Raw genomic sequence first — 12,469 nt, 5'->3', positions numbered from 1 at the left:
AGTCTGCAGATTTTAATATCCATAATTCCTTAGATCAATTAAAAGAAAAAGGTGATATTTACAAACCAGTTTTTGGAAAAGAAGTTGATATTTTAAAAGCGATTAAAACGCTGGAAAAATATAGGTCCACTTACAATGACTCATAAGTTTCATCAACAAGAAAACTAAAAGCTTTTTTAATTTTCCCTCTTCCCTCTTCCGTTTTCAAGTCTATTCCACAAAAAATACTGCCGTTCATTTCGGAGTATAAATTAAGATAATATGCTCCCGATATCAAGATGGCCATCACAGCACGAAAATCATCACTTTTGTCTTCAAAATAGGGATTTGTAATGTTTTTGAACAAAATCTCACCATTTTCTTCTTGACCTTCTGTCAATTTCCTTAGTGAAGCTCGTTCTTCAGACAAACGCCAAAGCAAAATTTTTTGCAACTCTTTATTAGAAGAAACAAAATCGAATTGTTCAGACATCATCTGTTTGACAAATTCTTTTCCACCGTCGGTAATTTCTACGGCCGAATCTTCCTCTTTTACATTAGTCCAAAAGTCCTGTGTTTTGATATACTCATCTAAAAGTTGTTCCGTTCCACCGAAATAATTATAAATCAGTTTTTTATCAAGTCCAGCTGTTGCAGCAATTTCATTGACCTTAAGATATTTATAACCTTTTGTTTTTAAGATAGTTCCAACAGCGTCCATAAACTGTTGTTTACTTTTCTCTTTACTTTTTATCCGCGGATTTGTGTTCTTTTCCATCATTGATTTAAAAATCTTTGCAAAATTAACATTTTTTCTTGTCACTATTTAGTGACTTTGATTATATTTGTGCGATTTTAAGCTTTAGCTCAATTTCAAATTCTTTAAAAACTATTACAACTAATAACCATGAGAACTCATTTTATCCTGATTTCGTTTTTTAGTTTTACTTTAGGTTTTTCTCAAAATAAACTACCCATTGTAAAATCAAATACGAAACAGGTTAAAATTATTGAAAATAAAGAATTAATTACCGAATGGAATCTCGTTCCAGAAGTAAAACCAGACACTTACATCAGCGGCAAGAACACAAAATCAAGAAACATCAAAATCGTAACAGATATTGATTCTTTGGAAATTAATCTAAAACCAAAACAGGTTATGCAACCAATTTTTTAGGTGGCGAAGTTTTGAAAAGATTCAATATCATTCTGGATTTTCAAAATAATTTAGTTTATTTGAAACCCAATCATCTGTTCAAAGAACCTTACGGAGACAATATCAAATCTTAAGATATTTTAAATGTAAAAATTAATGGCAACAATTCTAATTGTTGCTTTTTTATTTTAAAATCCACAACAATTATTTATTATTTTTGAGATAAATAAACCTCGAATGTATAAAATCAAGTTATTCCTTTTTAGTAGTTTTCTTTCGTTAGGATTCAAATCTCAGGAAATCACAGACTGGGTTTCAAATCCTGTAGATTATGTTAATCCGTTGATGGGAACCCAATCTTCCTACGAATTATCGAATGGTAATACTTATCCAATTATCGGACTGCCTTGGGGAATGAATTATTGGACGCCACAAACCGGCAAAAATGGAAATGGCTGGCAATATACTTACAACTCGAATAAAATTCAGGGATTTAAACAGACTCATCAGCCATCGCCTTGGATGAATGATTATGGGCAATTTTCCATTTTACCAATCGTTGGAAATCCTGAAATAGACCAAGAAAAAAGAGCAAGCTGGTTCTCTCACAAAACAGAAATTGCAACTCCTTATTATTACAAGGTTTATCTCGCAGATTACGACGTGTGGACAGAAATTGCGCCGACAGAACGTTCAGCTATGATGCGTTTTACTTTTCCAGAAACCAATCTGGCTCACATTCTTTTAGATGCTTTTGACCGAGGTTCTTATGTAAAGATTATTCCTTCTGAAAGAAAAATCATCGGTTATTCCACAAGATATGCGAGAGGGAAAATGGAGAATTTCAAAAATTATTTTGTGATTCAGTTTGACAGAGATTTTGTTTCTCAAAATGTCTGGAGCGGAACAGAAATTCACAAATCAAATCTTGAAATCAAAGCAGATCACGTTGGAAGTTTGGTCAAATTCCCTCAACTGAAAAAAGGAGAACAAATCACAATCCGAGTAGCGTCATCATTCATTAGTCCAGAACAAGCAGAAATTAATCTGGAAGAATCCAAAGGTAAATCCTTTGACCAAGTAAAATCCGAAGCCAAAGAAATCTGGAATCAGACTTTAAACAAAATACAAATCAAAGGCGCAACTATCGATCAAGTAAGAAGCTTCTACAGTTGTCTTTACAGAAGCGTACTTTTTCCACAAAAGCTTTATGAAAAAGATAGAAACGGAATTGTCCAGCATTACAGTCCTTACAATGGGAAAACAATGCCCGGATATTTGTTCGGTGGAACTGGCTTTTGGGACACATTCCGTGCGCTCTACCCTCTTCTGAATTTGGTTTATCCGTCCATAAATGTTGAAATGCAAAAAGGTCTGATTTCAGCTTATCAGGAAGGCGGATTTTTACCGGAATGGAGCAGTCCTGGATTTGCAGATATTATGATTGGGAACAATTCTGCTTCGGTTGTTTCTGAAGCGTATCTCAAAGGTCTTAGAGGTTATGATGCAGAAGTTCTTTGGCAAGCTTTGAAACACGGTTCTAATAACGAAGGGCCAATAAGCGCAGTCGGAAGAAAAGGCGTAGCAGATTACAATTCTATAGGTTATGTTCCGACTGATACTGGAATTAATGAAAGTGCAGCAAGAACGTTGGAATATGCTTATGACGATTACGCCATCTACGAATTCGGGAAAGCGTTAAACAAATCGGAAGAAGAACTGAAACCCTTCAAGTCAAAAGCAATGAACTACAAAAACCTTTTCGATCCGAAATATAATCTGATGCGAGGTAAAAAGAAAAACGGAGAATTCCAGGAAAACTTTGATCCTTTCGAATGGGGAAATGCTTTTACAGAAGGTAACAGCTGGCATTACACGTGGAGTGTTTTCCAAGATATTGAAGGATTGAAGGAATTAATGGGTGGAAAGCAAAAGTTTGCTAAAATGTTGGATTCTGTTTTTGTGATGCCACCGACATTTAATACCAATTATTATAAAGAAGTCATTCACGAGATGCGCGAGATGCAAATCGTTGGAATGGGACAATATGCACACGGGAATCAGCCTATCCAACATATGCTTTATCTTTATAATTATGCCGGTCAACCTTGGAAAACACAATATTGGGTAAGACAGACAATGGATAAATTATACAAACCAACGCCCGATGGTTATTGCGGAGATGAAGATAATGGACAAACTTCTGCTTGGTATGTTTTCTCAGCTTTAGGATTTTATCCAGTTACACCCGCGAGTACACAATATGTTTTGGGAGCGCCGCTTTTTAAATCCATTAAAATCAATCTGGAAAACAATAAGACCATTCAAATTGATGCTCCTAATAATTCGGAAAGCAACATTTACATTGATAATTTAAAATTCAACGGAAAAAATTATTCTAAAAACTGGATCGACCATTTTGAATTGCTAAAAGGCTCAAAACTAAAATTTGAAATGATTTCAAAACCTAATACAAAAAGAGGAATTCAAGATTCCAACGCTCCTTTTTCTATGAGTACATCTGACAAATAGCATAGAAATAATTTCTGGAAATTGTAATAGCAATTACTTTTTTTATTAATTTTATTCGATTAAACCCTTTTGAATGAAGACATTATTACTTGTTAGGCATTCCAAGAGCGATTGGCCTGTAGATGTTGAAGACTTTGACCGTCCTCTAAATGATTTAGGAATGGTGAATGCGCCTAAAATGGCTCGTTTGCTAAAAGATAAATCTATAGAAATAGACACTTTCATTTCCAGTCCTGCAAAACGTGCACTGCATACCTGCGAATTATTTTCGGAGGTTTACGGAAAACCTTATTCAACAGAGCAAACTTTATACAATCCGCGCGAGACCGATTTTGAAAATTTGATTTACGGTTTAGATGATTCCATCAATTCAGTGGCGTTATTTTCTCACAACAATGGGATTTCAAATTTCGCCAATTCTCTTACAGATGAGATTGTAAACCTCCCAACTTCCGGTGTCGTTGCTTATCAAATCGATTGTGATAAATGGAGCGATTTCGAAATAGCCAAAAAGAAGTTTTTATACTTTTATTCGCCTAAGAATTTCAATCAATAAAATAATTTGGGCAGCTTAATCCGTCTTCCACTCCCGCTTTTTTCTTTTTTATAAAAAGAAAAAGAGCTCCGTTCAAGCCGGGCTGCTGAGTTCAATTATAAATAAAAAACGTCCCGAAAAATTCAGGACGTTTTTTATTTTTATGTGAATATAGAAATTAGATTCCCAAAGCTTTCTGATAAGCATTCTCAATGCCCTCAATATTTTTTCCTCCAGCTGTAGCAAAACCTGGATTTCCACCACCACCACCTTGGATTTCTTTTGCTAATTCTTTTACGATATTTCCAGCATGATAACTTGTTTCCAAATCTGCAGAAACGCCAACTGTAATCATTGGTTTTTCGCCAGCATCAGATATAATAATTGTAACAGAATTTGGAATTTCTTTTTTCAGTTGGAACACAATATCTTTCACAGAACCTGCATCCAGAGAAGTTTTCTTAACCAATATTTTTTTTCCGTTTTTATCTTCAAAATCATTTTTCCAGTTTTGGATTTCGCCTTTTGCTTTTTCTTTTTTGAATGATTCGATTTCAGATTTCAAAACCGAATTTTCTTCCAACAATTTCTCAATTGACTTAACCAAATCTTTAGATTTCAACAACTGTGAAATTTCCGTAAACTGAGTTTCCAAATTTTTAAAATATTCTTCTGATTTCTCTCCTGAAATAGCTTCAATTCTTCTGATTCCCGCAGCTGCAGAACTTTCAGAAACGATTTTAAAATGACCAATTTCACTCGTATATTTCACGTGTGTTCCTCCACAAAGTTCTTTTGAACTACCAAATTGAATCATTCTTACAAAGTCGCCATATTTCTCACCAAAAAGTCCAGTTGCGCCCATATCAAAAGCTTCCTGAATCGGAATATTTCGGAATTCCTGCAACGCAATATTTTCTTTGATTTTAGCATTCACTTTAGACTCAACCAAAGCCAATTCTTCGTCTGTCATTTTAGAAAAATGAGAAAAATCGAATCTCAAATAATCTGGTCCAACATAAGAACCTTTTTGCTCAACGTGAGTTCCGAGAACTTCTCTCAAAGCTTCGTGCAACAAGTGTGTCACAGAATGGTTTGCTTGAGAATTTTTTCTATCAGCCACATTGACTTTAGCATAGAAAACCGCACCAGCATCTTTTGGAAGTGCGTTGATCAAAGAAATAATCAATCCGTTTTCTTTTTTAGTTTCAATAACGTCGAAAATCTCGGTTGCATTTTCAAGAGTTCCTTTGTCGCCAACCTGGCCTCCACCTTCCGGATAGAAAGGAGAATTACTTAAAACAACCTGATAAAACTCGCCGTCTTTATTTTCTATTTTTCTGTAACGTGTGATATAAGTTTCAGATTCCAATTGATCATAGCCAACAAAATTTTCAGGTTTTTCCTCAAGAACAACCCAATCGTAAACTTTCGCAGCAGAATCTCTTTTAGAACGTTGCTTTTGCTTAGCCATTTCTGCTTCGAAACCTGCTTCATCAATTGTTAAACCTTTTTCTTCTGCGATAATTCTTGTTAAATCATCAGGAAAACCATAAGTATCGTACAATTCAAAAACTTCTTCGCTTGGCAACACTTTTTGACCGTCTGCGATGGTTTGCTGAATCAATTTCTCAACTCTTAATAATCCATTTTCTATGGTTTTAAGGAAAGATTCTTCCTCACTTTTAATCACTTCAGTTACAAGATTTCCTTGCTTTTCCAATTCTGGGAAGAATTTGCCCATCTGATCCTGAAGAACAGCCACTAATTCGAAAAGGAAAGGTTCTTTTCTGTCCAAGAATCTATAAGCATAAGAAATTCCTCTTCTCAAGATTCTTCTGATTACGTAACCTGCACCACCATTGGAAGGCAATTGTCCATCTGCGATCGCAAAAGAAACTGCACGAATATGATCTACAACCACACGGATTGCAATATCTTTTTCGTCTGTTAAAATGCCTGTATATTTTTTACCAGAAAGTTCTTCAACTTTAGCAATCAAAGGCGTGAAAACATCGGTGTCATAATTAGATTCTTTCTGCTGTAGAGCCATACAAAGACGCTCAAATCCCATTCCCGTATCGATGTGTTTTGCAGGAAGATTTTCCAGAGAACCGTCCGCTTTTCTGTTGAATTGCATAAATACAAGATTCCAAATCTCAACAACTTGAGGATGGTCATTATTTACCAAATCAAGTCCTGAAACTTTCGCTTTTTCTTCTTCACTTCTCAAATCAACGTGGATTTCCGAGCAAGGTCCACAAGGTCCACTTGCTCCCATTTCCCAGAAATTATCTTTCTTATTTCCATTGATGATTCGATCTTCCGAGATGAATTGCTTCCACAAATCGTAAGCTTCAGTATCTCTTTCAAGATTTTCTTTTTCATCGCCTTCGAAAATGGTCACGTAAAGGTTTTCTTTAGGAATTTTGTAAACTTCCGTCAATAATTCCCAAGCCCAAGTAATCGCTTCTTTTTTAAAATAATCGCCAAAAGACCAATTCCCCAACATCTCGAACATCGTATGATGGTAAGTATCACGACCAACATCATCCAAATCGTTATGCTTTCCGGAAACTCTAAGACATTTTTGCGTATCGGCAATTCTGGATGATTTCGGTTCTTTGTAACCTAAAAAATAATCTTTGAACTGCGTCATTCCAGAGTTTGAAAACATCAGTGTTGGATCATCTTTAAGTACAATTGGCGCAGAAGGAACGATCAAATGTTCTTTGCTTTTGAAAAAATCTAAAAATTGCTGTCTTATTTCTTGTGAAGTCATTTTAGTTGTCTGTTGTTGGTTGTCAGTTGATGGTCTTTGATAATCAACTTTTGGTTGGCAAATTTAAGTAAATTATGTGATTTTGTTAAATAAAAATGTGCGTTTTATGGTATCGTCATAATTCCTGAAACTTTTATTTTTCCACCATCATTTTTAAAATACACTAAACATCCTGAACCTTCAAAACTGGTTTTAGGGTTTGGTTTAGCAAGTTGAAAACCTAGTGAAAATTCGTCACTATCTTCATTATAAATTATTTTACTTTTTCTTAATTTATTTACTTTAAAAAAAGAAATCATTTCCACTATTACATTTGGAATTTTAGAATTCTCAACCATAAAATCATCACCAATAGTTTTTTTGTCACAAACCAGACACAAAGTGTTTTGGGTAAAAAAAATTGGTATATTATCAAAGTTGCCCTTTTTATATTCGTAATTAATTTGCTTAATAGTCTTTAAGGCCTTTTCTTTTGATTCCTTCAAATTAATTTGTGCATTAACTGATGAAGTAGAAATAAAAAATAATGTTACAAGTAAAATTTTATTCATAATTCTATTGTTTATAAACCGAGATTATAATATTTTCTTTAAAACTTTCATTTTATTCAATTATAAATCCATATTAAAATAGGTTTCTCGGAACTTTTCAATAGCGGATCGATTTCTTTAAAAGCATTATTTGAAACTGTAGGACAACCCCAACCTTCTGGCGAACCTTTAGGATAAACTTCGTCATCGCTCATCTTTTCCCAAGAATGAAAAACGATGATTCTTTTCAAGGCGTTACTATTAGTTTCTTCTAATCCGTGCATCAGATATTTTACATTCACGCCCCAATTGCTGTAACCTCTTGCTCCTAATTTGTATTTTCCTAAAGACGAAAGATGACTGTTATCTATATTGCTAAACTTAGGATTTTCTTTAGAATCATCGGAGCTCCAAGAATTGTTTCCGCAACCATGTCCAACTAAATATTTGTTGACAATTTTATCTTGTTTGAAATCATAAATAAAAAAACGTTTTAATCCTGAATGCAAACTCATATCTATCAAAATACAAAAATCAGTGTTCATATTTTGACCTTTGCAGAATTCTAAGGCTTCTTTGGATTTCTGACTGATTTTTGCAGAATCTAATTCTGGCTTTTTAATATCATTCGAAGTTTCAAAAATCGGTTTTAGATTTGTCAAATTTTCTTTTTGACAGCTTAAAAATATTATTGAAAATAGAAAAGTGATGACAAACTTCATTATGATGACCAATGTTTCAATTTTGCGAAGCGCAGCCCGACTTGAACGGAGCTCTTTTTTGTTATTGCAATTATGGAAAAATTCTAATCTTTTACTGCCCACGTTTGCAATAACAAAAAAAGCGGGAGTGGAAAGCGGAATAGCTGCCCAAATAATTAGGATTAAGAATCTTACTTATAATGTCTGAAAATCCCAAAATCCGTCGGTGTCCAGAATGCAGCTTTTTGGCCAGCAGCTTTTAGGCCGTCATTCGCCCAAGTGTTGCAAGTGTAGGCAAAATTGTAGCTACCTTTTGCATCGTAAAAAGCATCATTATTTCCGTAAACGGCATCGGTTTTTATCAAAATATATTTTCCTTCTGGATCTTTGTCAAACTTATCATCTATGAATTTGATTAAATCCTGATATTGCTTTTCCGTGAGCATTATTTTTTTGCAATCATCAGCGACTGTCATTTTTTTGTAATAGGTACAATGCATCGCAGACTCACTGAGCCAAAATGCAGCTTTGAAAGCAGTAGAAAATTTGAGATCAGCCCAAGTTGGCGTATCCAAATAGAAACCTTTGTCGCCCCAACCGAACGCAATGAAATTCTGATCAGAATCCTTTCCTTTAGTATTTTCAAAAGGTAATTTCTGGCTCCAATCTATGTATTTAGATTTGACAGGAACAACCAAATCCGTATGAACACCATTAGTCAAAATATAGGCTTCAACTATTTTTGGATCGCTTGTTTCCTCAGCTTTTACAGGAATCATTGGAAGTAACAAACTCAATATAATATACAAAAAAACGACTCCAATCAAGAAGCCGATTATTTTAAGAATTAGAAATAACGTTTTTTTCATTGTATGGTTTTTGCCAGCGCGTCGAACTATAAAGTTAACAAAATTTACGACACAAAATCAAAATGTTAATTTTTTTTAATAAATCTAGGTTTTATGAAAATTTTTCTTGAAATTTAGTAAAGAAATAACACAGAAATATGCCGAAAAAACGCCAATCCAACAAAAGACTAAAAATCAGAGTAAAAGTTGCCCCAAAAAGATCGCAGAAAAGAAGATAATCTTAGTCCGAAAGGAAATCAAGATTACGTTTAAGACCTGCAAATTTGGTTCTTTTTACCGCCGACTTTCTGAAAACCGTGGAGAAAACTTCTTGGGTAATGTCTTTCCACTCTTGTTTTGTAAAGTTTTTGATCTCAGAATTCGGTTTGAATTTCTCCTCTAATGTAGGAGCAGAGAATCTATTCCACGGACAGACATCTTGGCAAATATCGCAGCCAAACATCCAATCCTCCATTTTATCTTTGAAAAAATCAGGAATTTGGTCTTTCAGTTCTATCGTTGCATACGAAATACACTTGCTTCCATCGATGATTTTATCGGAAACTATTGCCTGAGTGGGACAAGAATCGATGCATTTGGTACAACTCCCACAATGGTCTGTTACCTCATAATCCTGGATCAATTCCAAATCACAAATGATTTCTGCTAAAAAATAAAAAGAACCATTTTTCTTGGTAATAAGATTTGAGTTTTTTCCAACCCAGCCAATTCCTGATTTCTTCGCCCAAGCTTTTTCCAAAACAGGCGCAGAATCTACAAAAACACGAAAAGAGAACTCCCCTATTTCTTCCTGAAGTTCCGCAATCATTAGCTTCAATTTATCTTTAATAACTTCGTGATAATCTTCGCCGTAAGCGTACTTTGCTAGTTTAAAATCTTTATTAGTTTGAATTTCTTCAGGGAAATAATTATAACTCAGAGAAATTACGGATTGGGAACCTTCTACCAACAATCTCGGGTCAAGACGTTTCTCGAAATAATTCTCCATATATTTCATCTCGCCGTGGAAGTTGTTCTTCAGCCATTTTTCCAAATGTGGCGCTTCTTCTTCAAGAAAACCAGCTTTGGAAATACCACAAGACTGAAACCCGAAAGCCAAAGCTTTGGATTTTATCAAATTGCTGTATTTCTCTTTGTTGTTCATTTGGAAATTGCAAAATTAATGTTTTAAAATCATCAAACATAAAATTCATTTACAACATCAAAAGAACTTAATTTTAATTTAAAACTAATATCTAAAATTTGTATTTTTGTTAGCATTAAAAACGTAAAAAATAAAATATTATGGCAATAGAAGATGTATTGAAAGCGGGAAATTACCACTTGATTGATGTTCGTGAACCTTTGGAATTGGAAATGGATGGGAACATTGCAGAAGCTAACAATATTCCTTTGGGAGATATCGAAGAGCACATTGATGAAATCAGAGCTTTGGATGGCAATGTTATTTTCTTCTGCAGATCCGGAAACAGATCCGGAAAAGCGACTGAGTTTTATAAATCTCAAGGCTTTGAGAATGTGTACAACGGTGGTGGTTACAACGACCTTAGCGCAACTTTGGAGAATCTTTAAGACGACTCAAAAAAAATACAAAGCGGGAAATTGATAATTTCCCGCTTTTTTTAGTTTTTACCCCTGGATAATAACCATATCACTAAGCCTATGACTCCTACAACTAAAATAATTCCCCACCACATACCGGCTTTGAAAATAGTTTCGACTGCTTCGCAACTTGTCAGCATTCCAGCTAATAAGAATAGCGGAATAAAATTGATATATTTTTTCATAGTGTAATATTTGTGAGTTAAATTCAAAACTTAAGCCAAAAACAAATAGGAATTTCGATTTTACACGATTATTGTTATGGAAAAATAAAAAATCCATCAGAAATTGATGGATGATTTTTTAGTGAGAGGGAATCTCTTTTGGCTGATTTTTATTAGACACTTTTTCTTCTATTTTTTTGACCACATATCCAATTACAATTGGAGCCAGCCAAGTCAAAGCCATTTTTAACAATCTTGATTTCATACTTTAAATTTTCAAGATAATTACAAGAAACAAGCCAAGCTATTTTTGATTATTAAAAACCAATCTCAATCACCTATCTTTGTCACAAATTAGTTTTATGTCATTCGAAGCGTTAGGATTATCAAGTAACATTATTCGTTCAGTTAAAAAATTAGGTTACCTGAAACCTTTCCCAATCCAAGAACAAGCAGTACCTGTAATTTTGCAAGGCAAAGATTTGATGGGAATTGCACAAACTGGTTCTGGAAAAACAGCTTGTTTTGTAATACCCATTTTAGAAAAACTACAGAATACTGAAGTTAAAAAAGACAGAAATGTTCAGGTTCTGATATTGGTTCCAACTCGGGAATTAGCTATTCAAATCGATGAAGTTTTCCGTGCCTTTACAAATAATCTGAAACGTGAAGTCCGCACAATGGCAGTTTATGGTGGTGTTTCTATCAATCCACAAATGAAAGGATTATTTGGCATAGAAGTTCTCATCGCAACGCCTGGCCGTCTTTTGGATTTGATTGATCATAATGCTTTGAGTATTTCCACTATCCAACATTTGGTTATTGATGAAGCCGATAAAATGTTTCAATTAGGCTTTGGCGAAGAAATGAATAAACTGTTTGCAATGATGCCCGTTGCCAAACAAATCACTCTATTTTCTGCGACTTTGAACGATAAAGTTTCTGAAATGACGGAACGCTTGTCCATTAATCCAACTTTAATCGAAATCAAAAAAGAAGAGGTTGAAATTGACCATATAGAACAATTAGCTTATCACGTTGCTCCCGAAAACAAAGGTCCTTTTTTGAGATATTTGATTAAGGAAAAGAAAGTTGAAAAAGCTTTGATTTTTGTTTCATCCACAAGGTCTGCAGATAATCTGGTTGAAAAACTAAAGAAAAATAAAATAAAAGCAGTCGCCATCCACAGCCAGAAATCGCAAGGTGCAAGACGAAATAATTTGGAAGAATTCAAAGTCAATGGCGCTCAAATTTTGGTAGCAACCGACTTGATTGGACGTGGAATCCACATCGAATCTTTGCCTTGCGTCATCAATTATGAGTTGCCTCGTTCGCCTTTGGATTATATTCACAGAATCGGCAGAACAGGTCGTGCAGGCGAAAAAGGAACAGCTATCAATATTTTAACGGATGCTGAACTACAACATTTCCGAGTGATTCAAAAAAAGATGGGTAAAAAAGTGACTTTGCAGAGAACGGAAGGTTTGGATTTACACGGTTATTAAAATTTAATTTTTTATTATTTTTCTCGTAAATTATTTAACGGGGCTATTTTAATACACAAAAACTAAAAAATCAATTTTATCTAAAGATAAAATCTTTGTACCTCAAAATTCAAT

At 34.3% G+C, this 12,469-nt stretch carries 13 protein-coding genes; 5 read left to right on the top strand and 8 right to left on the bottom strand.

Features of this window, described 5'->3' with window-relative positions:
- Positions 1-130 precede the first annotated feature (130 nt).
- Positions 131-760, bottom strand: coding sequence for a TetR/AcrR family transcriptional regulator (locus V7P73_RS06285; RefSeq protein WP_333852073.1), 630 nt, complete (start codon positions 758-760; stop codon positions 131-133).
- Between the two features lie 126 nt (positions 761-886).
- On the opposite strand from V7P73_RS06285, the gene V7P73_RS06280 reads away from it, so the two are divergent.
- The 3 genes from V7P73_RS06280 (at position 887) to V7P73_RS06270 (ending at position 4,223) form a co-directional block, all read left to right on the top strand.
- Positions 887-1,156, top strand: a complete 270-nt coding sequence (locus V7P73_RS06280) for a hypothetical protein (protein ID WP_333852072.1) — start codon at positions 887-889, stop codon at positions 1,154-1,156.
- Between the two features lie 216 nt (positions 1,157-1,372).
- Positions 1,373-3,667 (top strand): GH92 family glycosyl hydrolase, encoded by a 2,295-nt coding sequence (locus tag V7P73_RS06275; RefSeq protein ID WP_333852071.1) that lies wholly within the window; start codon positions 1,373-1,375, stop codon positions 3,665-3,667.
- Between the two features lie 73 nt (positions 3,668-3,740).
- Positions 3,741-4,223, top strand: coding sequence for a SixA phosphatase family protein (locus V7P73_RS06270; protein WP_333852070.1), 483 nt, complete (start codon positions 3,741-3,743; stop codon positions 4,221-4,223).
- A gap of 157 nt (positions 4,224-4,380) precedes the next feature.
- Here the strand turns inward: V7P73_RS06270 and alaS are convergent, their stop codons facing one another.
- From alaS to queG, 5 genes are all read right to left on the bottom strand, one after another.
- Positions 4,381-6,984, bottom strand: a complete 2,604-nt coding sequence (gene alaS, locus V7P73_RS06265; protein WP_333852069.1) for an alanine--tRNA ligase — start codon at positions 6,982-6,984, stop codon at positions 4,381-4,383.
- A 104-nt stretch (positions 6,985-7,088) separates the two neighbouring features.
- Positions 7,089-7,535 carry a hypothetical protein gene (locus V7P73_RS06260; protein WP_333852068.1) on the bottom strand — a complete coding sequence of 149 codons (447 nt, stop codon included), beginning with the start codon at positions 7,533-7,535 and terminating at the stop codon, positions 7,089-7,091.
- Between the two features lie 56 nt (positions 7,536-7,591).
- Complete coding sequence (locus V7P73_RS06255) at positions 7,592-8,176, bottom strand: murein L,D-transpeptidase catalytic domain-containing protein (protein ID WP_333852067.1); 585 nt, start codon at positions 8,174-8,176, stop codon at positions 7,592-7,594.
- 230 nt (positions 8,177-8,406) lie between these two features.
- Positions 8,407-9,084, bottom strand: coding sequence for a TIGR02117 family protein (locus tag V7P73_RS06250; protein ID WP_333852066.1), 678 nt, complete (start codon positions 9,082-9,084; stop codon positions 8,407-8,409).
- Between the two features lie 220 nt (positions 9,085-9,304).
- Positions 9,305-10,228 carry a tRNA epoxyqueuosine(34) reductase QueG gene (gene queG / locus V7P73_RS06245; RefSeq protein ID WP_333852065.1) on the bottom strand — a complete coding sequence of 308 codons (924 nt, stop codon included), beginning with the start codon at positions 10,226-10,228 and terminating at the stop codon, positions 9,305-9,307.
- A 140-nt stretch (positions 10,229-10,368) separates the two neighbouring features.
- On the opposite strand from queG, the gene V7P73_RS06240 reads away from it, so the two are divergent.
- Positions 10,369-10,656, top strand: coding sequence for a rhodanese-like domain-containing protein (locus tag V7P73_RS06240; protein WP_333852064.1), 288 nt, complete (start codon positions 10,369-10,371; stop codon positions 10,654-10,656).
- Between the two features lie 50 nt (positions 10,657-10,706).
- Here V7P73_RS06240 and V7P73_RS06235 read toward each other — a convergent pair whose 3' ends face one another.
- Positions 10,707-10,871, bottom strand: coding sequence for a phosphatidate cytidylyltransferase (locus V7P73_RS06235; protein ID WP_333852063.1), 165 nt, complete (start codon positions 10,869-10,871; stop codon positions 10,707-10,709).
- A gap of 118 nt (positions 10,872-10,989) precedes the next feature.
- Positions 10,990-11,115 (bottom strand): hypothetical protein, encoded by a 126-nt coding sequence (locus tag V7P73_RS06230; protein WP_333852062.1) that lies wholly within the window; start codon positions 11,113-11,115, stop codon positions 10,990-10,992.
- Positions 11,116-11,212: 97 nt separating this feature from the next.
- On the opposite strand from V7P73_RS06230, the gene V7P73_RS06225 reads away from it, so the two are divergent.
- Positions 11,213-12,355 carry a DEAD/DEAH box helicase gene (locus V7P73_RS06225; protein WP_333852061.1) on the top strand — a complete coding sequence of 381 codons (1,143 nt, stop codon included), beginning with the start codon at positions 11,213-11,215 and terminating at the stop codon, positions 12,353-12,355.
- Positions 12,356-12,469 lie beyond the last annotated feature (114 nt).

The sequence above is a fragment of the Epilithonimonas sp. genome (genome assembly GCF_036780765.1).
Classification (GTDB): domain Bacteria; phylum Bacteroidota; class Bacteroidia; order Flavobacteriales; family Weeksellaceae; genus Epilithonimonas.
The sequence above is the reverse complement of the archived record's forward strand: the minus strand, read 5'-3'. Positions and strand labels throughout refer to the sequence as shown.